Origin of the sequence: Phreatobacter sp. (assembly GCF_016793595.1) — a bacterium.
Taxonomy (GTDB): domain Bacteria; phylum Pseudomonadota; class Alphaproteobacteria; order Rhizobiales; family Phreatobacteraceae; genus Phreatobacter.
The window spans coordinates 39767-65713 of record NZ_JAEULY010000001.1; the positions used below are offsets into that span (position 1 = coordinate 39767).

The 25947-nt window shown below is 67.8% G+C and carries 32 protein-coding genes and 1 tRNA gene; 23 read left to right on the forward strand and 10 right to left on the reverse strand.

Features of this window, described 5'->3' with window-relative positions:
• Window positions 1-136: 136 nt before the first annotated feature.
• Window positions 137-1159: a hypothetical protein gene (locus JNK84_RS00230; protein WP_293418966.1), complete on the forward strand. Its 1023-nt coding sequence runs from the start codon at window positions 137-139 to the stop codon at window positions 1157-1159.
• A gap of 59 nt (window positions 1160-1218) precedes the next feature.
• Here the strand turns inward: JNK84_RS00230 and bcsS are convergent, their stop codons facing one another.
• The gene (gene bcsS, locus JNK84_RS00235) at window positions 1219-1902 is read right to left on the reverse strand and encodes a cellulose biosynthesis protein BcsS (RefSeq protein ID WP_293418970.1); all 684 of its coding nucleotides are present in this window, start codon (window positions 1900-1902) and stop codon (window positions 1219-1221) included.
• A gap of 239 nt (window positions 1903-2141) precedes the next feature.
• Between bcsS and JNK84_RS00240 the strand changes: the two genes are divergently transcribed.
• From JNK84_RS00240 to JNK84_RS00260, 5 genes are all read left to right on the forward strand, one after another.
• Window positions 2142-2453 (forward strand): usg protein, encoded by a 312-nt coding sequence (locus tag JNK84_RS00240; protein WP_293418973.1) that lies wholly within the window; start codon window positions 2142-2144, stop codon window positions 2451-2453.
• Window positions 2454-2519: 66 nt separating this feature from the next.
• Window positions 2520-3173: an exopolysaccharide biosynthesis protein gene (locus JNK84_RS00245; RefSeq protein ID WP_293418976.1), complete on the forward strand. Its 654-nt coding sequence runs from the start codon at window positions 2520-2522 to the stop codon at window positions 3171-3173.
• A 94-nt stretch (window positions 3174-3267) separates the two neighbouring features.
• Complete coding sequence (locus tag JNK84_RS00250) at window positions 3268-3897, forward strand: exopolysaccharide biosynthesis protein (RefSeq protein ID WP_293418979.1); 630 nt, start codon at window positions 3268-3270, stop codon at window positions 3895-3897.
• Between the two features lie 63 nt (window positions 3898-3960).
• Complete coding sequence (locus JNK84_RS00255) at window positions 3961-4209, forward strand: zinc-finger domain-containing protein (RefSeq protein ID WP_293418982.1); 249 nt, start codon at window positions 3961-3963, stop codon at window positions 4207-4209.
• A gap of 10 nt (window positions 4210-4219) precedes the next feature.
• Window positions 4220-5383: an FAD-dependent monooxygenase gene (locus tag JNK84_RS00260; protein ID WP_293418985.1), complete on the forward strand. Its 1164-nt coding sequence runs from the start codon at window positions 4220-4222 to the stop codon at window positions 5381-5383.
• 8 nt (window positions 5384-5391) lie between these two features.
• Here the strand turns inward: JNK84_RS00260 and JNK84_RS00265 are convergent, their stop codons facing one another.
• Complete coding sequence (locus tag JNK84_RS00265) at window positions 5392-5934, reverse strand: DUF3617 domain-containing protein (RefSeq protein WP_293418988.1); 543 nt, start codon at window positions 5932-5934, stop codon at window positions 5392-5394.
• Window positions 5935-6103: 169 nt separating this feature from the next.
• On the opposite strand from JNK84_RS00265, the gene JNK84_RS00270 reads away from it, so the two are divergent.
• The 4 genes from JNK84_RS00270 to JNK84_RS00285 all read left to right on the forward strand — a co-directional run bounded on the left by JNK84_RS00270 (window position 6104) and on the right by JNK84_RS00285 (window position 8215).
• Window positions 6104-7273: a YncE family protein gene (locus JNK84_RS00270; RefSeq protein WP_293418991.1), complete on the forward strand. Its 1170-nt coding sequence runs from the start codon at window positions 6104-6106 to the stop codon at window positions 7271-7273.
• An 85-nt stretch (window positions 7274-7358) separates the two neighbouring features.
• Window positions 7359-7443, forward strand: a tRNA-Leu gene (locus JNK84_RS00275).
• Between the two features lie 78 nt (window positions 7444-7521).
• Complete coding sequence (locus tag JNK84_RS00280) at window positions 7522-7851, forward strand: hypothetical protein (RefSeq protein ID WP_293418994.1); 330 nt, start codon at window positions 7522-7524, stop codon at window positions 7849-7851.
• Between the two features lie 193 nt (window positions 7852-8044).
• Window positions 8045-8215: a hypothetical protein gene (locus JNK84_RS00285; RefSeq protein ID WP_293418997.1), complete on the forward strand. Its 171-nt coding sequence runs from the start codon at window positions 8045-8047 to the stop codon at window positions 8213-8215.
• A gap of 66 nt (window positions 8216-8281) precedes the next feature.
• On the opposite strand, the gene gpt is transcribed toward JNK84_RS00285, so the two are convergent.
• Both gpt and JNK84_RS00295 read right to left on the reverse strand, forming a co-directional pair.
• Window positions 8282-8776 carry a xanthine phosphoribosyltransferase gene (gene gpt, locus JNK84_RS00290; protein ID WP_293419000.1) on the reverse strand — a complete coding sequence of 165 codons (495 nt, stop codon included), beginning with the start codon at window positions 8774-8776 and terminating at the stop codon, window positions 8282-8284.
• An 86-nt stretch (window positions 8777-8862) separates the two neighbouring features.
• Window positions 8863-9636, reverse strand: coding sequence for a competence/damage-inducible protein A (locus tag JNK84_RS00295; RefSeq protein ID WP_293419003.1), 774 nt, complete (start codon window positions 9634-9636; stop codon window positions 8863-8865).
• Between the two features lie 134 nt (window positions 9637-9770).
• On the opposite strand from JNK84_RS00295, the gene JNK84_RS00300 reads away from it, so the two are divergent.
• Window positions 9771-10256 carry a VOC family protein gene (locus JNK84_RS00300; RefSeq protein ID WP_293419006.1) on the forward strand — a complete coding sequence of 162 codons (486 nt, stop codon included), beginning with the start codon at window positions 9771-9773 and terminating at the stop codon, window positions 10254-10256.
• Between the two features lie 17 nt (window positions 10257-10273).
• Here JNK84_RS00300 and JNK84_RS00305 read toward each other — a convergent pair whose 3' ends face one another.
• The 3 genes from JNK84_RS00305 to JNK84_RS00315 are packed head-to-tail and all read right to left on the reverse strand — an operon-like array spanning window position 10274 to window position 13498.
• Window positions 10274-11104 (reverse strand): transglutaminase family protein, encoded by an 831-nt coding sequence (locus tag JNK84_RS00305; protein ID WP_293419008.1) that lies wholly within the window; start codon window positions 11102-11104, stop codon window positions 10274-10276.
• Between the two features lie 7 nt (window positions 11105-11111).
• Window positions 11112-12056, reverse strand: coding sequence for an alpha-E domain-containing protein (locus tag JNK84_RS00310; RefSeq protein WP_293419011.1), 945 nt, complete (start codon window positions 12054-12056; stop codon window positions 11112-11114).
• Window positions 12057-12070: 14 nt separating this feature from the next.
• Entirely contained in the window at window positions 12071-13498 is a 1428-nt protein-coding gene (locus JNK84_RS00315; protein WP_293419013.1) for a circularly permuted type 2 ATP-grasp protein, read from the reverse strand.
• Window positions 13499-13774: 276 nt separating this feature from the next.
• Here JNK84_RS00315 and trhO point away from each other — a divergent pair, with 276 nt between their 5' ends.
• The 4 genes from trhO to JNK84_RS00335 all read left to right on the forward strand — a co-directional run bounded on the left by trhO (window position 13775) and on the right by JNK84_RS00335 (window position 16438).
• Window positions 13775-14533 carry an oxygen-dependent tRNA uridine(34) hydroxylase TrhO gene (gene trhO, locus JNK84_RS00320; protein ID WP_293419016.1) on the forward strand — a complete coding sequence of 253 codons (759 nt, stop codon included), beginning with the start codon at window positions 13775-13777 and terminating at the stop codon, window positions 14531-14533.
• On the forward strand, window positions 14530-14751 hold the full coding sequence (locus tag JNK84_RS00325; RefSeq protein WP_293419019.1) for a SlyX family protein: 222 nt from the start codon (window positions 14530-14532) through the stop codon (window positions 14749-14751). The genes trhO and JNK84_RS00325 overlap by 4 nt, the downstream gene beginning before the upstream one ends.
• 104 nt (window positions 14752-14855) lie before the next feature.
• Entirely contained in the window at window positions 14856-15611 is a 756-nt protein-coding gene (locus JNK84_RS00330; protein ID WP_293419022.1) for a proteasome-type protease, read from the forward strand.
• 218 nt (window positions 15612-15829) lie between these two features.
• Window positions 15830-16438: a hypothetical protein gene (locus tag JNK84_RS00335; protein ID WP_293419025.1), complete on the forward strand. Its 609-nt coding sequence runs from the start codon at window positions 15830-15832 to the stop codon at window positions 16436-16438.
• 31 nt (window positions 16439-16469) lie between these two features.
• Here the strand turns inward: JNK84_RS00335 and JNK84_RS00340 are convergent, their stop codons facing one another.
• Together JNK84_RS00340 and JNK84_RS00345 are read right to left on the reverse strand one after the other, a co-directional pair.
• On the reverse strand, window positions 16470-17597 hold the full coding sequence (locus JNK84_RS00340) for a DUF1176 domain-containing protein (protein WP_293419028.1): 1128 nt from the start codon (window positions 17595-17597) through the stop codon (window positions 16470-16472).
• A 110-nt stretch (window positions 17598-17707) separates the two neighbouring features.
• Window positions 17708-19966 carry a glycoside hydrolase family 3 N-terminal domain-containing protein gene (locus JNK84_RS00345; protein ID WP_293419031.1) on the reverse strand — a complete coding sequence of 753 codons (2259 nt, stop codon included), beginning with the start codon at window positions 19964-19966 and terminating at the stop codon, window positions 17708-17710.
• Between the two features lie 146 nt (window positions 19967-20112).
• Here JNK84_RS00345 and JNK84_RS00350 point away from each other — a divergent pair, with 146 nt between their 5' ends.
• From JNK84_RS00350 to JNK84_RS00370, 5 genes are all read left to right on the forward strand, one after another.
• Window positions 20113-20868: an alpha/beta fold hydrolase gene (locus tag JNK84_RS00350; RefSeq protein ID WP_293419197.1), complete on the forward strand. Its 756-nt coding sequence runs from the start codon at window positions 20113-20115 to the stop codon at window positions 20866-20868.
• Window positions 20869-20898: 30 nt separating this feature from the next.
• Entirely contained in the window at window positions 20899-21753 is an 855-nt protein-coding gene (locus JNK84_RS00355) for an alpha/beta fold hydrolase (protein ID WP_293419034.1), read from the forward strand.
• Between the two features lie 229 nt (window positions 21754-21982).
• Window positions 21983-22438, forward strand: a complete 456-nt coding sequence (locus tag JNK84_RS00360) for a carboxymuconolactone decarboxylase family protein (RefSeq protein ID WP_293419037.1) — start codon at window positions 21983-21985, stop codon at window positions 22436-22438.
• A gap of 1 nt (window position 22439) precedes the next feature.
• Window positions 22440-23312: a sigma-70 family RNA polymerase sigma factor gene (locus JNK84_RS00365; RefSeq protein WP_293419040.1), complete on the forward strand. Its 873-nt coding sequence runs from the start codon at window positions 22440-22442 to the stop codon at window positions 23310-23312.
• Between the two features lie 97 nt (window positions 23313-23409).
• On the forward strand, window positions 23410-24213 hold the full coding sequence (locus tag JNK84_RS00370; RefSeq protein WP_293419043.1) for a hypothetical protein: 804 nt from the start codon (window positions 23410-23412) through the stop codon (window positions 24211-24213).
• A gap of 1 nt (window position 24214) precedes the next feature.
• Here JNK84_RS00370 and JNK84_RS00375 read toward each other — a convergent pair whose 3' ends face one another.
• Window positions 24215-24616: a winged helix-turn-helix transcriptional regulator gene (locus JNK84_RS00375; protein ID WP_293419046.1), complete on the reverse strand. Its 402-nt coding sequence runs from the start codon at window positions 24614-24616 to the stop codon at window positions 24215-24217.
• 136 nt (window positions 24617-24752) lie between these two features.
• Between JNK84_RS00375 and JNK84_RS00380 the strand changes: the two genes are divergently transcribed.
• Genes JNK84_RS00380 through JNK84_RS00390 form a run of 3 tightly spaced genes read left to right on the forward strand, consistent with a single transcriptional unit; the run spans window position 24753 to window position 25936 of the window.
• Complete coding sequence (locus tag JNK84_RS00380) at window positions 24753-25322, forward strand: flavodoxin family protein (protein ID WP_293419049.1); 570 nt, start codon at window positions 24753-24755, stop codon at window positions 25320-25322.
• Window positions 25323-25330: 8 nt separating this feature from the next.
• On the forward strand, window positions 25331-25717 hold the full coding sequence (locus JNK84_RS00385) for a nuclear transport factor 2 family protein (protein ID WP_293419052.1): 387 nt from the start codon (window positions 25331-25333) through the stop codon (window positions 25715-25717).
• A gap of 9 nt (window positions 25718-25726) precedes the next feature.
• On the forward strand, window positions 25727-25936 hold the full coding sequence (locus tag JNK84_RS00390) for a tautomerase family protein (protein WP_293419055.1): 210 nt from the start codon (window positions 25727-25729) through the stop codon (window positions 25934-25936).
• The last annotated feature ends 11 nt before the right edge of the window (window positions 25937-25947 follow it).

The window sequence follows — 25947 nt, forward strand, 5'->3', positions numbered from 1 at the left end:
GGGGATGATTGTTGCGTCCGCGCCACAGAAGAATTCGAGAATGCACAACTGTCGCGCGAATCTGCGCGAATGCGTTGGTGTGACGTAGGGGAATGGCTACGAAGGCGCACGGGAAATAATCGTGCCGGAGCCTGACATGCGTCACATCGTAGCCGTGCTTGCCGCTATCGCCGCCAGTTCCGCTGCGCAGGCCTCCGAGGTCGCGCCTCTTGTCCGCCCTGATCCGAGCAACTGGATCATCGAGGGCGGGACGACGGCCTATGCGACGCAGCTTCCGCCGATGAAATTCGGCCGCAACATGTCGGCGTTTCCGGTCCAAGGCGGAGCGGATCGCGGCTCCTACACGCCCGATCGCCGGTTCGCCTTCGGGGCGGGCGTCGACCTGACCGTCGCCTATCGGCTCGGCGGCTTTGCGCAGGCGACGGAAATCTACGCCAAGGGCAGCTATTTCGGCACCGATCAGTGGGATGGGCTGCGATCCAATACAGCCATGACGCCGTTCATCGACGGAATCATCCGGCCGGGAATCACTGGCGGTGCGGTGGTTGGTTTGTTCGGATCGCGGTCGAACGATCTGACCCGCACGCAGCACCGGCTCGGCCTGGATCTCGGTGTCCGCCGGACCTACGACATGGGCGGCTTCACGCTGACGCCGGGCCTTTTCGTCGGCTACCAGAATCTCAGCCACCGCGACCAGATTCTCGAGGTCGGCTCCGATCCGAGGTCGATGACGCTGACCACGAACATGCGCGGCAATTACTGGCGCATCGGCGCGACGCTCGGCGGTTCGATGCCCGTGACGCCGCTGATCAGCCTGTTCGGCAACGCCTCGGTCTCGCTGGATTTCCTCTCTGCGAGCTTTGCCTCCATGCAGACCTATACCGGCACCTTCTTCCCGCCGCCGACCAACGTGGCGGTGGCCGGCGGAAGCCTGACGCGCACGACCTGGCGTGCGGGTGGCGAGGCCGGCGTGCTGTTCGGCTCGACGACGCCCTGGTCGGTCCGCATCAGCGGCACCGTCGAATATATCGCGGCGACACCGAGCGTCGTGTACCCGTCGTTCATCGCCCTGTCGCAGTCGGTCAGCGGCCCGGCCTTCCTGTCGACGGCGTCGCAGCTCAATCTCGGCCTGCGTACCGCGGTATCCTACAAGTTCTGAGGGGGCGGCCGCGAGGCGCTGAACCGGAACGGTCCGCACCGCGGCGCTGGAGCGCCTCGTCAATGGCTGCGCCAGAGAGACAGCGCGCCATAGGGACCGGAGCGCCCGCCTCGGTCCATCGCCCAGCCGCCGGAGAGGCGCAGGCCGACCGGGCCGAGCCGAAGTCCCGTGACGTGAAATCCGAGCCGCGTGCGCAGCGTGCCATGGTGGACGCTGAGCGTGCCTTCCGGGCCAACGAACAGGCCATCGCCGATGTCGTAGCCGGGCGCGACGCGCAGCGTTCCGGCGCGATAGGCCGTCGTATAGTCGGCGAAGACATGGACCGCGACGCGCTCCATCGGCTTCAGCCAGGCATCGAGCACGACGGCGGGGCCGAAGCGGGTCCCGGTCTGCGTGTCGAAGAGCAGCGCGGGCGCGAGCCGCCGCGATTCCAGCGCGCCGCCGACGAACAGGGTGGCGATGCCCCATGATCCACTCTCGCGCCAGCCGAGGAGCAGGCGGGCGGCCTGCGTGACCTCGACGATGCGACCGGGCAGCAGGGGATCCGCGCGGAACCGCGACAGACCCGTGCCAGCCGTCGCGCGCAGGGCGAAGCCGCGGCCATCGACATGGGAGCCGATGGTGGCATCGACCCCGGCCGAGAAATGGCCGCCGTCGAAAGCGCCCTCGACGCCGAGGAAGGTGGTGACGCGCGGCAAAACCGCTTCGGCCGCGGCCGGAGCCGTGGCGAGCCAGAGCGTCATGACGCAACAGAACGCCACCGATAGCCGCATGGCCCATCTGGCCACGCCTTGCGCGTGCAAGACATCGGGATGGACCCGGATGGAGGTAGCCGGCGGCGGAACCGTGCTGGCGAGGGGCCTGCCGTTAACCGGGCGCTAACCATGACGGTCGCCCAATCCCGATATTCAGAGTCGGCAAAGAGACGGCTCGCCAGAGACTTCGACCGCAAGTGCATCCCGACGTCGCGTTGGAGATCGCCATGCCCATTGACCTGAAGCCCGCAGTCCGCCCGGCCGCGCCCGCCGTCGATGCCGACTTCCTTCGCATGATCGAGGGCTATTCGCTGACCACGGCGGAAATCCTCTACCGGATGCCCGACCATCCGCTGCTGCTGCAGAGCTATATCTGGCAGGACTACGACCAGGCGCCGCACTTCCCGGTGTTGCAGCGCTTCCTGTCGTTCTGGCAACGCTCGCTGGAGGGCCGCCTGCACATGGTGCGGGTGACCTCCTCGCGTCTGCTGCGTCCCTGCGAGGTGGCGGTGGCTCAACCTGTCGGCCTGCTGCACTGACGCGCCAATTGTCGCACCTGGATACCGGGATCGACAGCGCCGTGGAAAAGCCGCGGCGGACATTCTATGGTTCCGGTTCAGTCGACTGCCGGTACCCACGTGGCGAGCCCCGAGAAGACATCGCAAATCCTGGCCTCGCTCATGTCGGCGCAGTCCTCGACCCATTCCGAGATTCTCGCCACGGTGACGGTCGGCGACCTGCTCGCGGCGTTGCGGAACCGCGCCTTCGGCATATCGCTGATCCTGTTCGGCCTGCCGAACCTCCTGCCGATCCCGGGCCTGCCCATCATCACCGGCCTCGTTCTGGTGGTACTGGGCTTGCAGATCGTCGTCGGTCGCGATGTGCCCTGGCTGCCCGACCGCATCGCCCGCACGGCGCTGCCGCGCGCCAAGCTCACCGCCGTCATGGACCGGACGCTGCCGCTGCTCGCCTCGCTGGAAAGGGTCTCGCGACCGCGCTTCCGCCTTGCCGCCGGCCCCGCGGCCCGCAGGGTCGTGGGCCTGGCGGTGCTGGTGCTGGCGGTGCTGCTCGTGATCGTGCCGATCCCGTGGATCGGCTCCATGCCGCAGGGACTGGCGCTCTGCGTGTTCGGCCTCGGCCTGACGGAGCGCGACGGCGTGCTGGTCGCCGCCGGCTTCTTGCTCGCCGCCATTGCCACGGCGATCGGGGCCGGTATCGGCTATACGGTCATCGCCAGCCTGTTCTCGTTCATCTTCTGAGCCCGGCATTCGCGGCAGGCGATGGCGGGGTTGCGCCTGCCCGGTATGCATGGCCGCCCGCGATGCGCTAGAAGCGCGGCGCGGAGGCGCGCCATTGACCGTCGATTCCCCTGAACATGCCCAGTCCACGTCCGAGGTCTTCCTCGGCCTGAAGACCCTCGGCGAGGGCGAGCGCATCTCGCTCGGCGCATTGACCGCCGCCCTTGGCGACCGCGCCTTCGGCCTTCTGGTGCTGATTTTCGCCCTGCCGAACATCATTCCGATGATTCCGGGCGTCTCGACGGTGTCGGGCATTGTCATCGCCGTGGTCGGCCTGCAGATGCTGATCGGCCGCCGCGATCCATGGCTGCCCGCGACGCTGGCCGACAGGACGCTGCCGCGCGCGCAACTGGCCTCGATGGTCGACCGGACAGTGTCCTGGGTCGTCAAGCTGGAGGCCGTCGCGAAGCCCCGCTGGACCTTCATGACGCGCGGGGCGATGCGCCTCGCGCTCGGCGCCATGTTCGTGCTGCTCGGCGGCATTCTGGCGCTGCCGCTGTCGTGGATCGGCAATTTCCCGCCCGGCGTGGCGCTGGTGGTGCTGTCGGTCGGCTTTCTGGAGGAGGACGGCATGCTGGTCGCGGCCGGCCATGCCATCGGCATCCTTGCGACGCTTCTGGTGGTGGCGCTGGTCGCCGCGCTTGTCGCCGCTGCGCTGGTCAGTTTCGGCTGGCTGGCGGGCTGATCCCGCGCTTCCGTTTCGGGGCTGGCCGCACTATGGTCCGCCAAAATCTGACGAGGACGTGTCATGGCCGCTCATGTCGTGCCCCATTTCGCCAATGACGATGGCGTCGCCACGATCAATATCGGCGTGAAGGAATTCCAGTGCATGGGCGCGCGCGCGCCCTACGACCACCCGCACGTCTTCCTCGACATGGGCAGCGAGGCCGAGATCGTCTGCCCTTACTGCTCGACCCTGTTCAAGTATGACGCGTCCCTGCACGCCGACGAGACCAAGCCGGCGGGCGCCTATGTGAAGACGCTCGCCGAGGCCTGATGGCAGGCCGATGGGCCGGATCGCCATTGTCGGGGCGGGGATCGGCGGGCTGACCGCAGCGCTGACGCTCGCGCGCGAGGGTTTCTCCGTCGAGGTTCTGGAGCGCGCGCCCGCGCTGGAGGAAGTCGGGGCTGGCATCCAGCTCGGCCCCAATGCCAGCCGCATCCTGATCCGGCTCGGGCTGGCGGAGCGACTGGCGGCCGTCGTGGTCGTGCCCGAGGGCATGGATGTTCGCTCGGGCCGGAGCGGGGACATCATCCTGTCCGCCGAACTCGGAGATGCGGTCGCCGCCCGCTATGGCGCGCCGTGGTGGGTAGTCCATCGCGGTGACCTGCAGGCGGCGCTCGGCGAGGCGGCGTGCGAGGACCAATGCATCCAGCTGCGCACCGGAGCGGCGGTCAGCGCCGTGACCGAGGTTGCCGGCGGCGTCGAGGTGAAGACCGGGAACGGCGACCATCTCGTCGATGCGCTGATCGGCGCCGACGGCGTGCGATCAGCCGTCAGGCGGGCGTTGGGCGATGGGTCCGGGCCGGTCTTTCGTGGGCGCACGGCATGGCGCGCGACGCTGCCGATGGACGACGCGCCGAGGTCCTTGCGCGGCCGGCGGCTCGGGCTCTGGCTCGGCCCCAATGCCCATGTGGTGCACTATCCGTTGCGTGGCGGCGCCGCGGTGAACGTCGTCGCCTTCGTCGAGGATGACGCGCCGGTGGATGGCTGGAGCGGGCCGGGCGAGGCCGCCGACCTGCTGTCCCGTTTCGCCGGCTGGGCAGGCCCGCTGCGCGACCTGCTCGCCGCGGCGCCGGGCTGGACCCGCTGGTCGCTCGCCGACCGTCCGGTCTGGTTCGGACCGGGGCGGGGGGCCGCGACCCTCCTGGGCGACGCCGCCCACGCCATGCTGCCCTTCGCCGCGCAGGGGGGCGCCATGGCCATCGAGGACGCGGCGGTGCTCGCGCGGCTCGCGGCGGGCCGGCGCGCCGATCTTGCCGGCGCGTTCCGCGCCTACGAGCGGGCGCGGCGCGGCCGGACGGCGGCCGTGCAGCAACTCGCCGCCCGTAACGGCGCGATCTATCACCTGACGGGGCCGATGGCCTTCGCCCGCGACACGGCCATGCGCCTGATGGGCGGCGAGCGCCTCGTCGCCCGGCAGGACTGGATCTACCGCTTCGGCGCGTGACCGGGCGCCTAAGGCCGGCGAGGCTGCGACGTGCCGCCGCCGAATCCGGGCATGTTCCGGATGTTGACCTTCTGGCCCATGGTCTGGATGTCGCCGGGAACGAGGCCGCCGGTGCAGGCAGCGCCGACCCAGCGGGCGTTCTGCACCATGTTGGTCGCCTGCGGCTGGGACTGGCCTGGCATGGTCATTGCGCCCTCGATCCGCACCGAATAGCTCGACTGGAAGTCGCCGGACATCACGGACCGCGAGACGGAGCGCATCGGCCCCATCTGGCAGTCGGTCTCGATGTGGTATTCCTGCCCGACGCGGCGGATGTCGTAGCGCTGGCACACCTGACCGGCCATGCCCATGCCGAGCTGCATCATCTGGCGCTCGGTCGCGGCATCGGTGCAGGTTTGCGCGACCATTTCGGGGCCGCCCTCGCGCCCCTCCATCAGCGTCTTGATCTCCCACTGGCCGGCGCGGCGGCTCGGCAATTCCACGGACGGCGTCTGCGCGAAGGCGGGAGTGGCGATCAGGGCGGCCAAAACGGCAAGCGGTGCAGCGTGCATGATGGTCCTCAAAGCTCAGCCCCCCGGCGCGACCTTACGGTGGCCCGCGAGGGGAGGAAAGCGTGCCGCTTCTCCTCCGGTGCGGTGCGGATGTGCATCGATTTGGATCGATGCTAGCGTCGTTTGCGCACAACAAGCGGTCCTCCGACGGCCGCGAAGGGAGGATCGCATGGAGCGTCTCAGGACGTGGCCGCTAGCCGCGGCGACACTGCTGTTCACGGCCGGTGCTGCGCAGGCGCAAATCGCTGTCTCAGCCAATGATGGCAAGGCCCGCCTGATCGACGGGGTCGTGACCATCGTCGAGAATCCGGCGCCCGATTCCGTTTCGATCATCGATTTCGCCACCGGCACGCCGCGCGTGCGCGCCACCATTGCCGCGCCGGCCAGCGTCGTCGGTCCGCCGGCCTCGGTGGCGGTGACCCTCGACGAGGGCCTCGCGCTGGTCACGTCCGCGATGAAGGTCGATCCGGCCAATCCGCGCCGCACCATTCCCGACAACCGCGTCTCGGTGATCGACCTCAAGGCCAATCCGCCGGCGGTGATCCAGACGCTGGAGGTCGGCAGCGGCCCGGCCGGCATCTCGATCCATCCGTCTGGCAATCTCGCCATTGTCGCCAATCGCTCCGAGGGCACCGTCTCGGTGCTCACCATCGCGGGCCGGACGGTGACGGTCGGGCCGAAGATCGCCCTTGGCGAGCCGAATTCCGGGCCGAGCCATGTGGTGTTCACGCCGGATGGGCGCAGCGCGCTGGTGACGCGCGACAACGACCACAAGATTTCCGTGCTGGCGATCGAGGGCACCAATGTCACCTATACCCGCCGCGATCTGAACGCGGGCCTGAGGCCCTACGGTATCGATGTCTCGACGCGCGGCGATTTCGCGGTGGTTGCCAATATCGGCCTCGGTGGCGGCGATGCCGACACGATCAGCGTCATCGACGTGAGGGCCACTCCGCCGCGTGTGGTCAACACGGTCTCGGTGGGCCAGACGCCGGAAGGCATCAAGATGGCCCCGGACGGTCGCCATGTCGCCGTCGTGGTGATGGCCGGCTCGAACAAGCCGCGCAACTCGCCGTTCTTCGCCGAGCGTGGCAAGGTGGTCGTCTACCGGTTGCGCGGACCCGAGCTCGTCAAGGTTGCGGAAGCGCCGATCGGCCAGTGGTCGCAAGGCGTCGCCTGGTCGGCCAATTCGCGCCGGCTGCTGGTGCAGAACATGGTGGCCAACGATATCCAGGCTTTCGAATTCACCGGCAGCCGCTTGCGCGAGATCGCCCGCCTGACTTTCCCGGCTTCACCCGCAGGCATCCGCACGGCCGAGCCGGTGCGCGCGGCGCGGTGATCGACCGGACGGAGCGACTGGCGGCGTGCGAATGCGCCGGCTTGCATTGCCAAGGGGACCAGAGGGCCGCTAGAGGTGGCCCGGCGCCCCCTTGGTGAAACTGGTAGCCACAAGGGACTTAAAATCCCTCGCTTTCGGGCATGCCGGTTCGAGTCCGGCAGGGGGCACCACATTTTCCGCATCGGAAGGGAACTCTGGCCATGGATCGCCGTTGAGGCGGCATGGATTCGCGTCGGTGCCGCATTGCGATGCTGCCGCTTGTCGCGCTCATCGCGACCGGCCTGACGGCTTGCGCGGCGATCCCGGCGTCGCGGGGCGCGCTGATCGTCTCGTCGCCGATGGCGCCCGATCAGCTCGCCAATTGCGTCGCGCATGTCTTCGACAGCCGCCTGCCGCTGGTGCGTCGACAGAACCGCCGAGGTGGCGCGGATATCGTCGTGCGCGACCTGCGCGGCAGGGCCATCGTCACGGCCGCTGTCGATGCGGCGCCGGGCGGCAGCCGTCTCGTTTTAGTGTCGGATCATGCCGATCGCGGCTGGTATGAGCGCCTGCTGACCTACTGCGTTCGTCTGCAATAGGCCCGCCATACCCCAGGTTGTTCTGGTCGGCATTCCGTAACGTCAGCCGCAGGTCTTAACCATTCCCTGACGGAAGCGGTTCACTTCGCCAGCGCTTTGCGCGGGTCGGGTGAACCTCGTGTTGAAACGCGACTGCTATCTGTAGTTTCGGGGAAAACGGGTGGGGCAGGTTCGACGGACAGGAGAACCCGCCGTGACGCTGACGCCTGCCAAGATCGTCCTGTTTTTCGGGGTGATCGTCGTTTTGCTGAACCCGCCGATGGTGCTCGGGCTGCTCGGCCCGGAAGGGCGGCGCATGGGCAATATCATCGAGGAAGGGCTCGGCACGGACACGATGCGCATCGCGCTGTTCGGCCGGCGCTGACCGCGCTGCCGCCCGGCATGCGGGGCGAGGATGCCCGGGCGCCCTCGCGAGCCCCGGGCCCGGTGTTCAGCCGGCGTCGCGGATCGGTGGCTGGAACGTGTAGCCCATGTCCCACGGGAAATAGATCCAGGTGTCCTGCGATACCTCGGTGACGAAGGTATCGACCAGCGGCCGGCCCTGCGGCTTCGCATAGACAGTGGCGAAATGCGCCTTCGGCAGCATGTCGCGAACCACCTTGGCGGTCTTGCCGGTATCGACGAGGTCATCGACCACGAGGATGCCTTCGCCACCGCCCTCGGTAAGGTCGTCGGAGACCTTCTTGATCACCTGCAACTGACCCTGGTTCTGGTAGTCGTGGTAGCTCGCGACGCAGACTGTCTCGATCAGTCGGATGCCGAGCTCGCGAGTGACGATGGCCGCCGGCACGAGACCGCCGCGGGTGATGCAGACGATCGCGCGGAAGGGGCCGGCGCTGCTGATGCGCCAGGCAAGGGCGCGCGCGTCGCGGTGGAACTGGTCCCACGAGACGGGGAAGGCCTTTTCGGGGTTCGGGGTCGCCATTGGCAGGTCTCCGGATAGGGCGGCGACACTAGCGGGGCCGGCCCCCGCCGCAAAAGCAGGGATTCAGGCTTTTCCGCAGGAATCTGTCAGCCGCCGCGCGTCACCGTGACGACGGCGGCCGGCGCCTTGTGCGTCTCGGCCATGGCGACGACCTCGGTTTCCGCCGCCGCGAGCAATGCCGCATCCTTCGAGCGCAGGACGAGGCGGGTCCAGAAGCGGCCGTCCTGCATCATCGGATAGGAGCCCATGATGACGCCGGGATGGGCCTTGGCGAGGGCCGCATAGGGTGTGCCGATATCGCCTTCCTTCATGCCGGGGGCCTCGATGGAGACCTGCAGCATCTTCGTGCCGGTCTTCAGGCGCGGGGCGACCACGTCCAGCATGGCCTGCATGACGACGGGTACGCCGGCCATGGTGATGACGTTGCCGATCATGAAACCGGGTGCCTTCGACACCGGGTTCTCGATCAGGTCGGCGCCGGCCGGGATGCGTGCCATGCGCAGGCGCGCTTCGTTCAGGTCCTTTTCCGGGATGCGCTCCAGCAGCATGGCGCGGGCGCGCGGATCGACGTCGATGGAGACGCCGAAGGCCTTGGCGATGCAGTCGGCGGTGATGTCGTCATGGGTCGGGCCGATGCCGCCTGTCGTGAAGACGTAGGTGTAGCGGGTGCGCAGCGCGTTCAGCGCCGTGACAATTTCGTCCTCCTCGTCGGGGACAACGCGCACTTCCTTCACGTCGATGCCGATCGTCGTGCAGTACTCGGCGATGTAGCCGATGTTCCGGTCCTTGGTGCGCCCCGAGAGGATCTCGTCGCCGATGACGAGGATGGCGGCGGTGACGGTGTCGGGGGTCGATGTCATGGAGCGCTCCGGTCTCGTGACGAGTTAGGGCCAGCGACGGCCGGGCGGCAAGTGGCCGCAGGACGGAGGCAGGGTTGACGGAAGGGCTGGGTTTTAGTACTTAACCAGTTAGTTAAGTAATAGGGAGAAGGCGCATGGCCAGCATCGTGTCCAACCGCATCACGCCCTGCCTCTGGTTCGACGGGAATGGCGAGGACGCCGCGAGGTTCTATACGGCGGTGTTTCCGAATTCCGGGATTACCAGCATCATGCGCTGGGGCGAGGGCGGCCATGCCCCGGCCGGCACGGCACTGACCGTCGAATTCAAGCTCGATGGCATGGAGTTTCTCGCCCTCAATGGCGGCCCGCAGTTCAAATTCACGGAAGCCGTGTCGTTTCAGGTTTTCTGCGAGGACCAACGGGAAGTCGACCATTACTGGGACAGGCTGTCCGAGGGCGGAGAGACCAATGTGTGCAGCTGGCTCAAGGACAAGTTCGGCCTGTCCTGGCAGATCGTGCCGGCCATGATGCCGGAGATTTTCCGGAGCGGCGACCAGAAGAAGATCGACCGCGTCATGCAGGCGATGATGCAGATGACCAAGCTGGATATCGCCACGCTGGAAAAGGCGGCGAAGGGGTAGGGCAGCGCCGCGGCAGCCTACTGCACTTGCACCTGTCGGGCGGCCTGGTCGACCCTGACCTTCACGGTCAGGAACTCGCCGTCGCCGCCGTGGCGGGAGCCGCGCACGGGGGCGGCGTTGAGGTAGTCGAGGCCGCAGGCGATGCGGATGTGCTGCTCCGAGGGGCAGATCGCATTGGCGGGGTCGAACCCGACCCAGCCGAGGTCTTCGACATAGGCCTCGGCCCAGGCGTGGCCGGCTTCCTGATCGATCGTGCCGTCGGCATGCAGGAAATAGCCGCCGACATAGCGAGCGGGGATGCCGAGATGGCGCGCCGCGGCGATGAAGATGTGCGCGAAATCCTGGCACACGCCGCTCTTCAGTGCGAAAGCCTCGGACGCGGTGGTGGAGGCGTGGGTCGGGTCCTTGTCGTAGGCCATGTCGGCGGGCAGGTCGTCGAGCAGGGCGTGAAGGATGGACAGCGTGCCATCGCCGGCCCTGGCGCGCCGCTCCTCGGCATAGGCGCGGATCGCGGGATCGGCCTTGGTCAGGTCGGTTTCGCGGAGATAGAGACCCGGCGGAAAGCGTTCGATGGCGCCGCGCACCACGCCGGCCGTGTCGGAGGTTTCCACCAGCCCGTCGACACGGATGGTCATGGCGGGAATGGGCCCGCTCGCGGAGAAGGTGTGGGTGATGTTGCCGAAGGCGTCCTCGTGCGCGTCGAGCCGGCAATCCTGATCGACGTCGATCCGCCAGTTCGCGACATGCTGGCCGGAGAAGTTGCGCGGGGTGAGGCGCAGCGTCTGGATCACCGCATTGGCGGGCACGGCATAGGTGTAGAGCGTTTCGTGGGCGATGCGGATGCGCATGGGCCGCTCAGGTCAGATATTGCTGGGTGATGGCCGCGCCCAGCCGGTTGTTCTCGCCGATGAAGTCCGAGACGAACTCGTGCAGGCCGGACTGGAAGATATCGTCGATGCGGGCGTTCTCCAGCCGCGTGCGGATGGCGCGGGCGCTGCGCTGGGCCGGGCCCTGCCGGCCATAGGCGAGCGACAGGCTGTCCAGATTGCGCACGATGCTCTCGTAGCAGGCGGCGAGCGAGCGCGGCATCTGGTCGTTAAGGATCAGCAGGTCGGCGACCAGCCAGGGCTTGAGGCTTTCCTTGTAGACCCAGTGATAGGCGGTGAGCGCCGAGACGGCGCGCAGGATGGCCGACCACTGGAAGTAGTCGAGGGAGCCGCCGACATGCTCGGCGTCCGGCAGCAGCACGTGATATTTCACGTCGAGGATGCGGGCGGTGTTGTCGGCGCGCTCGATCATCACGCCGAGGCGCGAGAACCAGTAGCCGTCCGAGCGCAGCATGGTGCGGTAGGCCGAGCCGTCGAAGCGCAGGCCCGTCTCCTTCACGAAGGACAGGAAGCTTGTCAGGTGCTCGTCCTGATTGAGGCCGCTGGCGCGGTATTTCGACAGTTCTAGCCAGGCCGAATTGATCGCGTCCCACATCTCGCCGGTCAGCGCCGTTCGCACCGAGCGGGCATTGGTGCGCGCGATCTCGAAACAGGAGCGGATGGAGGAGGGGTTGTCCGGCGAGAAGGCGAGGAAGTCGATGACGGTCTCGCGCGTCGCCTTCTCGTGCGCCTGGAAGAACAGATGGGCGCAGCCGGCGGTGGCGACGGCCGATTCCCATTCGTTGGAGGTGCCGGCATAGGCCGAAGGCAGGTTGGCGAGGCGGGTCGATGCCTCGATGATGCGGGCGAGATACTCGGCGCGCTCGACGTAGCGGGCGAGCCAGAACAGGTTGTCGGCGGTGCGGGAGAGCATGGTTCAGCCGATCCTCACGAGTCCAGCACCCAGGTATCCTTGGTGCCGCCGCCCTGGCTGGAATTGACCACCAGCGAGCCCTCCTTCAGCGCGACGCGGGTGAGGCCGCCCGGCACGATGCGCACCTTGTCGCGACCGGTCAGCACATAGGGGCGAAGGTCCACGTGGCGAGGCGCGACCCCCTCGTCGACGAGCGTGGGACAGGTGGAGAGCGCCAGCGTCGGCTGGGCGATGAAGCCGGCCGGGTCCTTGATCAGCTTGTCGCGGAAGGTCTCGATCTCGGCCCTGGTCGCCTTCGGGCCGATCAGCATGCCGTAGCCGCCGGAGCCATGGACCTCCTTGACGACGAGGTCGGCGAGGTTGTCGAGCACGTATTTGAGTTCGTTCGGCTCGCGGCAGCGATGGGTCGGCACGTTCTTCAGGATCGGCTCCTCGCCGAGGTAGAATTTCACGATCTCCGGCATGTAGCTGTAGACGGCCTTGTCGTCGGAGACGCCGGTGCCGACCGCGTTCGCCAGCGTCACGTTGCCCGCATGGTAGGCGGACATGATGCCGGGCACGCCGAGCGCCGAATCCGGCCGGAAGGCGAGGGGGTCGAGGAAGTCGTCGTCGAGGCGGCGGTAGATCACATCGACGCGCTTCGGACCCTCTGTCGTCCGCATGTAGACGATGTCGGCCTTGACGAAGAGGTCGCGGCCCTCGACCAGCTCGACGCCGAGCTTGTCGGCGAGGAAGGTGTGTTCGTAATAGGCCGAGTTGAACAGGCCGGGCGTCAGCAGCACGCAGGTCGGATCGGACGGGGCCGAGCGCGGCGCGACCGACTTCATGGTCGCCAAGAGGTCGTCGGTATAGTTCTCGACCGGCGCGACGCGGTGCTGGGAGAACAGTTCGGGAAAGAGGCGGATCATCACCTCCCGGTTCTCCAGCATGTAGGAGACGCCGGAGGGCGTGCGGGCATTGTCCTCGAGCACGTAGAACGTGTCGGCATCGACCCGGACGATGTCGATGCCGGCGATCATCACGTAGATGCCGTGCGGCACCGGCTGCTGGTTCATCTCCGGCCGGAAAGCCGGATTGCGATAAACAAGATCCTCGGGGACGAGGCCGGCGCGCAGGATCTCCCGCTTGGAATAGACGTCGTTGAGGAAGGCGTTGATCGCCTTCACGCGCTGGGTGAGCCCCTTCGACAGGCGGACCCACTCGTCGTTGGTCAGGATCCGCGGGATCACGTCGAAGGGGATCAGCCGCTCGGTGGAGGCGGCGTCGCCATAGACCGCGAAGGTGATGCCGATGCGTCTGAAAAGCGCCTCCGCCTCGCGCGAGCGGGTGGCGAGAAGATCGGCGGGTATTGTTTTCAGCCAGCGGGCGAGGGTTTCGTAGGCGGGGCGGACCGCACCGTCCGCGAGGGTCATTTCGTCGAAGATCGGTGCAGTGCCTGCCATTGCCGGCCAAGGTCCCCTCTGGAAGACGAAGCGCGGCCCCTCTCTTGCCGGAGCGATCCTGTGCTTCGCAGACAAGCTAGCGGCAAATCGCGCCGCTAGGGAAGGGGCCTTTCGCAGGTGCGGGATGGTGATTGATCGGCATCAGGCGAAATGCCGGCCCATCCGCGGTTCGCGGCCGCCGGAAGGTACTGCTGGCGTGGCGTCTCCCCACGCCGCCTTTTTCGTTGCCGACACGACCGAAGGCCGGTAATCCGGCGCGTCGCCCCGGGACCCTTCATGCCGATCAAGGTCGCCGCCCTTTACCGTTTCGTGCCGTTGCCGGACCATGCCGCGCTGCGGCCGCAATTGTTCGCGCTTTGCGAGAGCCTCGGGATCAAGGGCACGCTGCTGCTCGCGCCGGAAGGCATCAACGGAACCGTCGCCGGCGAGGCCGAAGCGGTCGGCCGATTGATAACTGCGCTGCGTGAAGGGCCGCTGTTCAGCGGGCGGCTGGCCGATCTCGACGTGAAGCTATCGGCCGCCTCGGCCATGCCGTTCAAGCGGCTCAAGGTGAAGGCGAAGCGCGAGATCGTAGCCTTCGACGGCGGCAAGACCGATCCGGCGCGCCGCGTCGGCACCTATGTCGCGCCCGGTGACTGGAACGCGCTGATCGACGATCCCGACGTGCTGGTCATCGACACACGCAACGCCTTCGAGGTGGCCATCGGCACGTTCGAGGGCGCGGCCGATCCCGCCACCACCACATTCGGCGAGTTCCGCGACTACGTCGCAGGGAACCTCGATCCCGCCCGGCACCGACGGATCGCCATGTTCTGCACCGGCGGCATCCGTTGCGAAAAGGCGAGCGCCTATCTGCTCGACAAGGGCTTTCCCGAGGTGTTCCACCTGAAGGGTGGCATCCTCAACTATCTTGAGCGGGTGCCGGCGGCGGAGAGCCGCTGGCGCGGCGGCTGCTTCGTCTTCGATGAGCGCGTGGCGCTCGGCCACGGACTTGTCGAAGTGGCCGAAACCGCGAAGGGGATCAGGCTGCCATGACCGGAATCGCCGACCTCCTGTCCCGTCTGGAGGCGCTGGAAGTGCGCGCCGCCTATCAGGACCAGACCGTCGAAGAGCTGAACGAGACGATCACCGCCCAGTGGCGCGAGATCGACCGCCTGAAGCGCCTGATCGAGCGGCTCGAGGATCAGGTTCGCGAGGCCGAGGCGCGCTCCAGCGGGCCGCAGGCGCCAGAACCGCCGCCGCCGCATTATTGAGGACGTCACCCGTTGCGCCTGTGGATGAACGGTCGTGCAACGGTCGCCGCGTTGCCCCTGCCGGTGCCGGCCGTTACACCCGTCCGGTCCCTGGAGAATCGTTGATGACCTATTGCTGCGGCATTCTGGTGCGCGACGGGCTGGTGATGATCGCCGACACCCGCACCAATGCCGGCCTCGACAACATCTCGACCTTCCGCAAGCTGCATGTGTTCCAGAAGCCCGGCGAGCGCGTCATGGTGCTCGCCTCGGCCGGCAATCTCTCCATCACCCAGTCGGTGATCGGCTTCCTGCACGAGGGCCTGCCGAACCCGGATACCGGCGAGATCGAGACGATTATGAACGCGCCGACCATGTTCCAGGCGGCGCAGCGCGTCGGGCGGGCGATCCGTGAGGTCAGGCGGATCGACGGGCCGGGGCTCGACGAGGACGGCATCAAGTTCGAGGCATCTTTCCTGTTCGGCGGCCAGATCTCCGGCCGGGCGCTGCGGCTGTTCATGGTCTATGCGGCCGGCAATTACATCGAGTGCACGGTCGACACGCCCTATCTCCAGATCGGCGAGCACAAATACGGCAAGCCGATCCTCGACCGCGCGATCAAGTTCGATACCAACCTGAACGATGCGCTGAAGATCGGCCTCGTTTCGATGGATTCGACCATGCGGTCCAATCTCGGCGTCGGCATGCCGATCGACCTCGCGGTGATCCCGCGCGGCGACGCGATCCTGCAGACGCACTACCGGATCGAGCCGGGCGAGCCCTATTTCCACGACCTGCGCGAGCGCTGGTCGGCGGCGCTCCGGCGCGCCCACATGGATATTCCGCCGCCGCCCTATGCGGGCTCCAACGTCGTGAAATAGGGCTGCCAAACCCCAGCCTGCCCCTCTGAATGGGGATATCCGCCTTCATCCCGGCGACATCCTGGTCCAGTCTTTGCGGTCGCGGATCAACGTCCGGCCATGTCCGCGCAATGCCAGCCCAAGCGCCTGCAATGCGCCGCAATGCCCGAGACCGGCCGCCGCCGCTACTCATATCCCCAACGGCGCACGACGCAGCCGGTTGAACGAGGAGATATGACATGGCCTTCAATCGCATCCGCACCATGCTCGCCGGCCTCGCGATCGCTGCTGCCGCCTTCCAGGCCGCGCCCGCCGCCGCGCAGAACCTCAATGCGATGAACGACGCGTTCAATGCCCGGATGAACGGGGCCATGCAGTCCCAGTACCAGAACCAGTATGCCCAGCTGATGCAGAATCCGCGCTTCCAGCAGATGTACCACCAGCATCGGGCGCAGGGCGGACAGATGTCGGTGCAGCAGTTCGCCTACAACTACATGGCAACCGGCGGCTTCACCGAGCAGGGCATGCGCAACTATCAGAACTCGCGCAACCAGATCGAGGATCAGCAGCGTCGCGGCATGCAGGACATGCGCGCCGCCGAGGAAGCCCGCGCCCGCGCACAGATGGACTATGCCAACGGCTACCACCGCAACAATGGCGAGTTCGGCCGCACGCTGCAGGGCAACTCGACCTATACCGGCCAGTACGGGCAGAACCACGTTCTGCCGCACACCCAGCCGGGCGTCGTCCAGCGCGACGCTCAGGGACGGGCCTTCGTGATGGACAATAGCGGCCAGTACTACCAGTACACGCCCTACGGCTGGCAGCCGATGCGCTCCGGCTACTGAGATCGCGACAGTCGGGAGGCAGGGCGGGCGCTCAGGGCGTCCGCCCTTCCTGCGTCCGGTAAAGGGCGAACCAGTGCAATGGCAGGATGCCGCGGCATGCCGGCATCAGCGTCAGCCGGGTCGGCTGGAAGGCCCGCCCGTCCCAGACCCAGCTGCCCAGTTCGCCGCAATCGCCGATGCCGCGACCCTTGGAATAATGGTCGATGCCGCCAGTCTCGGCGACATAATCGGCATTGACCAGCACGTTGTCGGCCTCCGCTGCGTCCCGTTCCTGGCTCGGCGCCGGGACCGCCGGGCGCGGGAAGGAAGCAGGCCTGACATTCGGCTGCGGGCCCTCGTCCACGAGATAGTAGGCGCGGCTGAAATTGTAGGCGCCGCGCCAGCAGCGCACGCCGACCAGCAACTGGCCGGGACCCAGCCGGTCGATGCTTGGCGCGTCGCGCTCCTCGTCCTCCTGATTGCAGGCGTCGCCGGGCAGGCCGCGGAAGGCCGCCATCACCGCATTCATCGCGGTGGGCGTCAGTTCCGACGGCGCCGGGCCGCCCGTCGATGGCCGTCCCTGGGGCTCGGCGGGGACGACCGGCACGGGCACGGCGGCAGCCGGGGCGTTGCCCCGGCGGGCGAGGGCGGTGACCGTGCCGATGCGCATCTGACGATCGTCGATCCACAGGAGCGCTGCCGAGGCGCCGTCGAGCGAGATGCGAAGCGCATCGCGCTGGACATTCGGCAGGGGCGGCTCGAAGACAAGGCGCAACTCCCTGGACCGGCGCGCCTCCGCGAGGATGGCGGCGGCCGCGCGGGAATCGGTGATCCGGAAGATGTTCTCGTCGGCCGTCAGCCCGCCGCCGGGGGACAAGGTGGCAATGGCGCCAGCCTCGGAGCGGATGGTGACGCGGCGAACGCGTTCGATCAGATTCTCGTCGGTGAAATGAAGGTAGAGCTGGGGTGCCGCGTCGGGGGCTCCGGTGCGGAGCAGGCCGAGCGTGATGCGCGGTACGTCCGGATCGGCGGGCAGCGCGTAGGCCCGGCAGGTGCGGGTATTGTCGCAGGCGGCCATCCAGTCGCGGAACTCCCGGTAGGTGCCCAGTTCCTGCGCGCCGGCAGGGGCCGCCGCAAACAGAAGGGCGGCGAGCGGGGTAAGTCGTCTGGCGAGCGGCATGGCGATGCTCCGGCGAGCCGCGGGTGCGGCACGGGGCGCGAGACTTACCGCGATGCGCGTTTCCCGCGCGTGACGCCGGCCCGCGCGCCGGATTGCGCGGGCGCGACGGGTCAGGGCGTCGTCACGATGGCCTCGCCGGTGACGGTCACGGTTGCGGCAAGCGTCGCGTTCGAGTCCGTGCCGGCATAGACCTCGTATTCGCCGGGCTCGACATGGTAGCGGCCCTGGTCGTCGTGGAAGCCCAGCGAGCGGACTGGTAGCGCGAAGCGCACCGAGCGCGCGGCGCCCGGCTCCAGCGCGACCTTCTCGAAATGGCGGAGCTGGCGCAGCGGCCGGGACCGCGAGGCGACCTTCTGGCGGACGTAGAACTGCACGACCTCCTGCCCGGCGGGGCCGCCGGCGTGGGCGAGGCGCACCTCGCCGGCAATGGTGCCGCTGATCGGCACGGAGGGCGCATCGAGCCGGAGATTGTCCAGCGTGAACCGGGAGTAGGACAGGCCGAAGCCGAAGGGGAACAGCGGCTCCATGCTCTCGTCGAGATAGCCGGTTTCGTAGCGGAAGTGCTTCACGCGCGGGCGGCCGGTCGGCAGGCGGTCGTAGTAGATCGGCACCTGTCCGGTGGCGCGCGGGAAGGTCATCGGCAGCTTGCCGCTCGGATTGACCCGGCCGGCGATCACCTCGGCGATGGCGGTGCGGCCCTCGGTGCCGAGGTGGAATGCCTGGAGGATGGCCGCCACGCGGCCGACGAAACGGGTCAGCACGAAGGGACGCGAGGTGTGCATGACGACCACGACAGGCTTGCCGGTGGCGATCAGCGCGTCGAGCAGGGCCTGTTGCGGCTGCGGCAGGTCGAGATGGGCGCGGGAGGTGCCTTCGCCGATCTGCTCGCAATCCTCGCCGAGCATGACCACGACGAGGTCGGCGGCGCGCGCGGTCGCAACGGCGCCGGCCGTATTGCCTGCGGCGAGATTGCAATGGGTCGCCAGACCGCGCGAGGAGGCGATGCGCACTCGGCCGGCGAAGAGGCGCGCGAGTTCGTCGGTCAGGCGATCGGGCCGGACACGCGGCAGGCCTGCCTTGTCGGAATATTGCCAGTCCTCCTGATGGGTGGCGAGCCCGCCGATCACAGCGATGGACCGCACCGAAGGCTTCACGGGCAGGACATTGCCCTCGTTCCGGAGCAAAACGATGGATTCGCGGGCGACGGCCAGCGAGTCCGCCCGGGACTGCGGCGTGGCGAGGTCGCGCCTTGCGAGCGCGGGATCGTAGGGCGCCTCATCGAACAGACCCATATGCATCTTGACCCGCAGCACGCGTCGGACGGCGTCGTCGAGCCGCGCGGCCGGCACCGTGCCGGCGCGCACGAGATCGGCGAGATGGGCGTCGAAGAGGCCGGACATCATGTCCATGTCGACGCCGGCCATGAAGGCCCGGCGTACCGCATCGGGGCCATCGGCCGCCGTGCCGTGGTTCATGAGTTCGCGCACGGATTCGAAGTCCGAAACCACGAAGCCGCGAAACCCGAACCTGCCCTTCAGGATCTCGGTGACGAGGCCGCGATCCGCCGTGGATGCCACGCCGTTCATGGCGCTGAGCGAGGTCATGACCGTGAAGGTGCCGGCGGCGAGCGCCGCCTGGAACGGCGGCATGTGGTAGTCCCAGAGTTTGGAGACGGGAATCCAGACACTGTTGTAGTCGCGCCCGCCCTCGGCCTCGCCATAGCCGATGAAATGCTTGGCGGAGGTGGCAAGGCCGCCCCTGTGGTAGCCCGCAACGCGCGCTGCCGCGACCAGCGTCGCCAGATGCACGTCCTCGCCGGCGCCTTCCATGACGCGGCCCCAACGGGCGTCGCGCGTCATGTCGATCATCGGCGCGAAGGTCCAGTTGATGCCGGCGGCGCGCGCCTCGCGGGCGGACCAGTAGGAGGCGAGCTCGACAAGGCGCAGGTTGAAGGTGGCCGCCTGGCCGATGGGCTGGGGGAAATAGGTCGCGAAGCCGTTGATGGCGTCGAGCGCGATGATCGGCGGAATGCCAAGCCGCGAGCGGGCGGCATGTTGCTGAACCTCACGGATATGCGCGGGCTCGGTGAAGTTCATCACCGCGCCGGTGCGGCCCTCGCGAAGCCATTCCATGCGGAACTCGTCGCCGCGGCCCCAGAGGTTGAGCTGGCCAACCTTCTCGGCAAGCGTCATGCGGGCGAGAAGCTCCTCGACCCGTTGCTCGATTAGCTGCGCTTCCTCGCCGGTCTTCCAGGCGAGATGCGGCGGCTGCGCAGGCTGCGCCGCCGCCGGTGTCGCTGAAAGAAGCACTGCCAATGCGAGGGGCGCGAGGGCGAACGTCGCCGGAACGCGGCGCAGAAATGAATTCATCGGACCGGCAAGGCTCCCCCAAGAGGCTCCATCTTCCTAGCCGCGACGCCCAAGGCTTCGCAATGCGGCATTGCGCAGCCCGCCTTTCGTTGGCGGAATGCCGGCGCTAAGGAAACCAGATGCCAGCTTTGCCCTTCCCACTGCCGATGCAGACCTTCTCATCCTCCGGTGTCGAGATCGCCTATTTCGATACGGGCGAGGGGGATCCCGTTCTCTGCATCCACGGTTTCGCCTCGACCGCCCATATCAACTGGACCTATCCGGGCTGGGTCGAGACCCTGACCAAGGCCGGCCGCCGGGTCATCGCGCTCGACAATCGCGGCCATGGCGGCTCGGCGAAGCTCTACGATCCCGCCCAGTATCACACCACGCTGATGGCGGAGGATGCCCGCGCGCTGCTGGACCATCTCGGCATCGATCGAACGGTGGTGCTCGGCTATTCGATGGGTTCGCGCATCACCGCCTTCCTCGCCCAGCGTCATCCGGACCGGGTGAGCGCGGCGATCATGGGCGGGCTCGGCATCAAGCTGGTCGACGGCGTCGGCCTGCCCGAGAGCATCGCCGAGGCACTGGAGGCAGAGACGCTGGAGGAGGTGACCGACCCGCAGGGCCGGATGTTCCGGGCCTTCGCCATGCAGACCAGGTCGGACCGGCGGGCGCTCGCGGCCTGTATCCGCGGCTCGCGCAACCTGATGAGCCGCGAGGACGCGGCCACGATCCGCTGCCCCGTGCTGATCGCCGTCGGCACAAGGGACGCCATTGCCGGCGGGCCGGAGCCGCTCGCCGCGATCATCCCAAAGGGGGAGGCGCTTTCCATCCCGGACCGGGATCATATGCCGGCGGTTGGCGACAAGGTGTTCAAGGCGGGCGCTCTCGATTTTCTCGCGCGCACGAAAGCCTGATCGCGAGCCCTGACAAGGACCCCGACGCATATGTCCATCCATCCCCGTCATGCGACCTTCACGGGCGTCGCCGGCAACCGGCTCGAGGCCGACATCTACGGCCACGGCGAGCGGACCGCGCTGCTGCTGCACGGCGGCGGCCAGACGCGCCATGCCTGGCGCGGCGCGGCCCGCAAGCTCGCCGAGCGCGGCTTCACGGCGATTCCGGTCGACCAGCGCGGGCACGGCGACAGCGAGTGGGTGAAGGGCGGCCATTACGGCTTTCTCGACTATGCGGACGACGCCGCCCTGCTCGGCAGGCAGATCGAGGAACGCTTCGGCACCAAGCCGGTCGCCATCGGCGCATCGCTGGGCGGCATGGCCTCGCTGACCGCCATCGGGCGGGAGCCCTGCTTTTCGGCGCTGATTCTCGTCGACATCGTGCCGCGTGTAGAGGAGGAGGGCGTCCGGCATGTCCACGCCTTCATGCAGGCGCGGGTGGAGGACGGATTCGCGACCATCGAAGAGGCGGCCGAACAGGTCGCCGCCTATCTGCCGAACCGGACGCGGCCCCCTTCCGTCGACGGCCTGCGCAAGAACCTAAGGCAGAAGCCGAACGGACGCTGGTACTGGCACTGGGATCCGGCCTTCATGACCGGCCTGCGTACTCCCGCCATGGACCGCCAGCAGGCCGTGGAGACGATGGAAGCTGCTGCGAAGAGCCTGACTGTTCCGACGCTGCTGGTGCGCGGCGGGGCATCCGACATCGTCACGCCGGCGGCGGCAAAGGCCTTCCTCGACGTCGTTCCGCATGCGCGGCTCGTCGATGTCGGCGGCGCAGGTCACATGGTCGCCGGCGACAAGAACGATGTCTTCGCGGCGGCGATCATCGATTTCCTCGGCTGATTCCGGAAATCGCTGCAAGTCTTTGGCGTTGTGCGGGAATCCCTGCGCGTGCTGACAATCCGATTCCGTTCCGCCGCGATCTTCTTCATGTTTTGATTCCGATTCAGCCGGCGCGGCGATTCGCCTGTCGCGCGGAAATATTCGCGGGCCGTGTCACATTCGCCCATGCCGGTCTCGTCCTGACGTCGAACAGTCGGCGGGAGGCCGGCGATCCGATGGAGAAGACCAAATGAAAGCGCGCCTGAACACGTTCACCGCTTCGCCTGCCGCGATGAAGGTGATGATGGATTTCTCGGCGGCCGTGACCGCGCTCGACATCGAGCACAGCCTGCAGGAATTGGTGAAAATCCGCGCCTCGCAGATCAACGGCTGCGGCTTCTGCCTGCACATGCACACGCGCGACGCGCTGAAGCAGGGCGAGAGCGCCGAGCGCATCTTCCTGCTCGACGGCTGGCGCGAGTCGCCGCTCTACACCGATCGCGAGCGTGCCGCGCTGGCCTGGACCGAGGCGCTGACCAGGTTGCCGGGAACGGTGGTTCCCGACGATGTCTACGAGCAGGTGAAGGCGCATTTCACGGCGGACGAACAGGTGAAGCTGACCGTGATCATCGGCGCGATCAACACCTGGAACCGGATCAATGTCGGCTTCCAGGTGCCCCATCCCGTGAGCAGGACGGCTGCCTGACATGGCGAGCGGCGGCGACGCAGCGGCGGTCTTCGACGCGCAGCGGCCACGGCTGGTGCGCATCGCCTACCGGATGCTCGGTTCGGTCGCCGAGGCGGAGGACGTGGTTCAGGATGCCTGGCTGCGCTGGCATCAGGCGGACCGCGCAAACGTGCGCGACCCCGCCGCCTTCCTCGCCCGCACGGTGTCGCGGCTGTCGCTCGACGTGCTCAAGTCGGCGCGGGTGAGGCGGGAGGCCTATGTCGGCCCGTGGCTGCCCGAACCGATCCTCGTCACGGAGGAGGAGCCCGAGGACGATGTGACCCTCACCCTGATGATGGCGCTGGAGCGGCTGTCGCCGCTGGAGCGCGCCGCCTTCCTGCTCCACGACGTGTTCGGCATGCCGTTCGAGGAGATCGCGGTCGCCGTCGACCGCGACCCGGCGGCGTGCCGGCAGCTTGCGGCCAGGGCACGGACCCATGTGCGGGGGGAGCGCCCCCGCTATCGCGTCGAGAAGGAGCGGGGGCTTGCGATCGCCAGCGCCTTTCTCGATGCCTCGCGCTCCGGCGATGTCGGCGCGCTGAAGGGCCTGCTGGCGGCGGACGTCGTGCTGCACTCGGACGGCGGCGGCAAGCGCGTCGCGGCCCAGAAGCCGGTGGTCGGCGAAGCGGTCGTGACGCGCTTCTACCGGCATTGGGCCGAGAAGGGCGGTTATCGTCGCCCGGCCGTCCTTCACGTCGGACTGATCGACGGGTTGCCGGGATATGTGACCGAGGAGGCCGACGGCATTCAAGTCACGGTTCTCGGCATCGAGGACGGGCGCATCGCGGCGATCTATGTCGTGCGCAATCCCGACAAGCTGGCGCGGCTGGCGGCGCAGTTCGCCCGCGTCTGAAACATGGCGCGAAGCAGTGGAAACACGGCAGCGGCGGCACGGCATGGCGGGGTAATCCTCCGCCGGTAGAGGCATGGCGACCCACAGGGAGACCGTCATGACCGCCGCCCGTTTCGCTCTCGTCCCCGTCTTCGCGCTTGTCGCGTTCGCGCCGGCCTCCGCCCAGCAGCCCGGCCTGTCGCCCGGCATCCCGCCATCCGTCGGGCAGGAGATCGACCGGGCGCTGTCGCAGGTGCCGGGCAGTGCGCGCGGCGGGGCCGGCGCGCCCACGGTCGGCGCCGAGGTCGACGCGATGATCAACGGCGCGCGCGCCGGCCGCCCGGCGGCTCCCCGGCAGGTGGCGGTGGCCTTCGCGAACCGCACGCCCCACAAGGCGTTGGTCGTCCAGTTCACGCAGGTCGGCCGTCCGGACTGGGGCGCCAACCGCCTCGTCCGCGAGCGCTTCAACGCCGGCGCGACCATGCGCTGGCGCGTCGATGGCCCGGAATGCCGTTACGACGTGCGGATCACTTTCGAGGAAGGCAATGAGTTCGTCCGCCTCGACCATGATTTCTGCGCGCAGGAGAAGATCGAGATCACCGCCATCGATGCGCCTGTGGCCGCCATGCCCGCGCGCGATGCCGTTGCCCTCTACCGGGTGGTCAACCCGACCGACCGCGTCGTCTCGGTGCTGCGCGTGACGCCCTCGGGTGCCGGCCGGCCTGGTCCCGACCTGCTCGGCGAATGGGTGATGATGAAGGGCGATCACTATACCGGCCGCGTCGCCCGCGGCGGCCAGTGCCTCTACGACATCCGCATCGGCTTCAATCCCGAGGAGACCCAGACCGCCACCATCGCGCGACAGAACCTGTGCGAGACCTCGGAGATCATCGTTCCGGCCCGCGCAACGACGGGCGGCTGAATCAGGCAGCCTTGACACGGGCGCGATGCCCGACGGGCTGGCGGGACCTCGCGCCCGCCGCCCGGACCGCCTTCAGGCGGTGGCCGATGGCGACGATTGCCTCGATGGCGGGGACAAGTTCGCGTCCCAATGGCGTCAGCGCATATTCGGCCGAGGGCGGCGAGGTCGGCACCAGCTTTCGCTGCACCACGCCGCTCGCCATCATTTCCTTGAGCCGCGTCGACAGCATCTTCGGCGAGATGTCGGGGATATCGGCGCGCAGTTCGCCGAAACGGCGCGGTCCCGCCATCAGATACCAGACGATGTTGGGCGTCCAGGCGCCGCCGAGAATGGCCATGCATTCGCCGAGCGGGCAGGTCGGCGGCATCGGCTCCGCCTTGTTCTTCCGCATTTTCAAGGCCATGGCGTCATTCCCAGTTACCGGGCGGATACTGGAATGTGAAGTAGCATAAAGATATTCCCTATACAAAGGTGACTTCTGCTGACTACCTCACGCCCATTGCAGGCAGATGTCGCGATGCGGCGCGAGGAGCATGACGATGGCGAAGGTTGCGGTGGTCTATCATTCCGGTTACGGGCACACGAAGGTGCAGGCCGAGGCGGTGCAGCGCGGGGCGGCGTCGGTCGCCGGCACCGAGGCGAGCCTGGTCGCCGTCGAGGAGGTCGAGAGCCATTGGCCGCTGCTCGACGCGGCCGACGCCCTCATCTTCGGCGCGCCGACCTACATGGCAGGCGCATCGGCGCCGTTCAAGGTGTTCCTGGACGAGACCTCCGGGCGCTGGGCCGGGCAGCAGTGGAAGGACAAGCTGGCGGCTGGCTTCACCAATTCGGCTGGCTATAACGGCGACAAGCTGGCGACGCTGCAGCAGTTCGCGCTGTTCGCCATGCAGCATGGCATGATCTGGGTCGGGCTTGGCCTGCTGCCCGGCAACCACACCAGCGCGGGTTCGCCGGAGGATTTGAACCGTCTTGCCGGTTTCCTCGGCGCCATGGCCCAGTCGAACGCCGATCAGGGGGCCGACCTCGTGCCGCCTGCGGCCGACCGCCTGACCGCCGAGCATCTCGGACGCCGCGTCGCAGAGGCCGCGCAGCGGTGGCGGCAGGCGTGAGGCAGGCCATGGCCGACGATTTCACCGCGCTGATGGCCGTCACGGCGCTCTACTTCGACGGACTTCACCACAGCGACACGCAGAGGCTGCGGCGAGTCTTCCATCCCCAGGCGATCTACGCCACGGCCACCGAGGGCAAGCTGACTCATCTCGGCATGGATGCCTATTTCGCCGTGGTCGATGCCCGCCAGTCGCCGGCGAGCCGCGGGGAAGTCAGGACCGACCAGATCATCTCGATCGAGTTCGCCGGACCGGTCACCGCGCTGGTGCGGGCCGAATGCGCGATCGGGCCGAGGGCCTTTCAGGACCTGTTGACCTTCGTGAAGCTCGACGGAGAGTGGCGCATCATCGCCAAGGTCTTTCACTTCGATCTGAGGGAGCAGGCCACGGCCTGACCGGAATCCATGCCCTATGTGAACATCAAGATCACCCGCGAGGGGGCGACGGCCGATCAAAAGGCGCGTCTCATCAAGGGTGTCACCGACCTGCTGGTGGAGGTGTTGGCCAAGGAGCCGGCAACCACCTTCGTGGTAATCGACGAGGTGGCGCTGGAGGACTGGGGCGTCGGCGGCCTGCCGGTGGACGAGTTCCGCCGCCGCGTGGCAACGGACTGAGGGATCGGGCG

Bases quoted from the DNA above. Each gene is read 5' to 3' on its own strand.
- JNK84_RS00355 (WP_293419034.1), top strand. From the start codon at position 20,899: ATGTCCATCCATCCCCGTCATGCGACCTTCACGGGCGTCGCCGGCAAC.
- JNK84_RS00245 (WP_293418976.1), top strand. From the start codon at position 2,520: ATGGTTCCGGTTCAGTCGACTGCCGGTACCCACGTGGCGAGCCCCGAG.
- JNK84_RS00350 (WP_293419197.1), top strand. From the start codon at position 20,113: ATGCAGACCTTCTCATCCTCCGGTGTCGAGATCGCCTATTTCGATACG.
- JNK84_RS00260 (WP_293418985.1), top strand. From the start codon at position 4,220: ATGGGCCGGATCGCCATTGTCGGGGCGGGGATCGGCGGGCTGACCGCA.
- gpt (WP_293419000.1), bottom strand. From the start codon at position 8,776: ATGGCGACCCCGAACCCCGAAAAGGCCTTCCCCGTCTCGTGGGACCAG.
- JNK84_RS00390 (WP_293419055.1), top strand. From the start codon at position 25,727: ATGCCCTATGTGAACATCAAGATCACCCGCGAGGGGGCGACGGCCGAT.
- JNK84_RS00305 (WP_293419008.1), bottom strand. From the start codon at position 11,104: ATGCGCATCCGCATCGCCCACGAAACGCTCTACACCTATGCCGTGCCC.
- JNK84_RS00370 (WP_293419043.1), top strand. From the start codon at position 23,410: ATGACCGCCGCCCGTTTCGCTCTCGTCCCCGTCTTCGCGCTTGTCGCG.
- JNK84_RS00325 (WP_293419019.1), top strand. From the start codon at position 14,530: ATGACCGGAATCGCCGACCTCCTGTCCCGTCTGGAGGCGCTGGAAGTG.
- JNK84_RS00315 (WP_293419013.1), bottom strand. From the start codon at position 13,498: ATGGCAGGCACTGCACCGATCTTCGACGAAATGACCCTCGCGGACGGT.
- JNK84_RS00375 (WP_293419046.1), bottom strand. From the start codon at position 24,616: ATGGCCTTGAAAATGCGGAAGAACAAGGCGGAGCCGATGCCGCCGACC.
- JNK84_RS00270 (WP_293418991.1), top strand. From the start codon at position 6,104: ATGGAGCGTCTCAGGACGTGGCCGCTAGCCGCGGCGACACTGCTGTTC.
- JNK84_RS00265 (WP_293418988.1), bottom strand. From the start codon at position 5,934: ATGCACGCTGCACCGCTTGCCGTTTTGGCCGCCCTGATCGCCACTCCC.
- JNK84_RS00300 (WP_293419006.1), top strand. From the start codon at position 9,771: ATGGCCAGCATCGTGTCCAACCGCATCACGCCCTGCCTCTGGTTCGAC.
- JNK84_RS00310 (WP_293419011.1), bottom strand. From the start codon at position 12,056: ATGCTCTCCCGCACCGCCGACAACCTGTTCTGGCTCGCCCGCTACGTC.
- JNK84_RS00385 (WP_293419052.1), top strand. From the start codon at position 25,331: ATGGCCGACGATTTCACCGCGCTGATGGCCGTCACGGCGCTCTACTTC.
- JNK84_RS00240 (WP_293418973.1), top strand. From the start codon at position 2,142: ATGCCCATTGACCTGAAGCCCGCAGTCCGCCCGGCCGCGCCCGCCGTC.
- JNK84_RS00330 (WP_293419022.1), top strand. From the start codon at position 14,856: ATGACCTATTGCTGCGGCATTCTGGTGCGCGACGGGCTGGTGATGATC.
- JNK84_RS00280 (WP_293418994.1), top strand. From the start codon at position 7,522: ATGCTGCCGCTTGTCGCGCTCATCGCGACCGGCCTGACGGCTTGCGCG.
- JNK84_RS00230 (WP_293418966.1), top strand. From the start codon at position 137: ATGCGTCACATCGTAGCCGTGCTTGCCGCTATCGCCGCCAGTTCCGCT.
- JNK84_RS00335 (WP_293419025.1), top strand. From the start codon at position 15,830: ATGGCCTTCAATCGCATCCGCACCATGCTCGCCGGCCTCGCGATCGCT.
- JNK84_RS00255 (WP_293418982.1), top strand. From the start codon at position 3,961: ATGGCCGCTCATGTCGTGCCCCATTTCGCCAATGACGATGGCGTCGCC.
- trhO (WP_293419016.1), top strand. From the start codon at position 13,775: ATGCCGATCAAGGTCGCCGCCCTTTACCGTTTCGTGCCGTTGCCGGAC.
- JNK84_RS00380 (WP_293419049.1), top strand. From the start codon at position 24,753: ATGGCGAAGGTTGCGGTGGTCTATCATTCCGGTTACGGGCACACGAAG.
- JNK84_RS00340 (WP_293419028.1), bottom strand. From the start codon at position 17,597: ATGCCGCTCGCCAGACGACTTACCCCGCTCGCCGCCCTTCTGTTTGCG.
- bcsS (WP_293418970.1), bottom strand. From the start codon at position 1,902: ATGACGCTCTGGCTCGCCACGGCTCCGGCCGCGGCCGAAGCGGTTTTG.
- JNK84_RS00360 (WP_293419037.1), top strand. From the start codon at position 21,983: ATGAAAGCGCGCCTGAACACGTTCACCGCTTCGCCTGCCGCGATGAAG.
- JNK84_RS00295 (WP_293419003.1), bottom strand. From the start codon at position 9,636: ATGACATCGACCCCCGACACCGTCACCGCCGCCATCCTCGTCATCGGC.
- JNK84_RS00345 (WP_293419031.1), bottom strand. From the start codon at position 19,966: ATGAATTCATTTCTGCGCCGCGTTCCGGCGACGTTCGCCCTCGCGCCC.
- JNK84_RS00365 (WP_293419040.1), top strand. From the start codon at position 22,440: ATGGCGAGCGGCGGCGACGCAGCGGCGGTCTTCGACGCGCAGCGGCCA.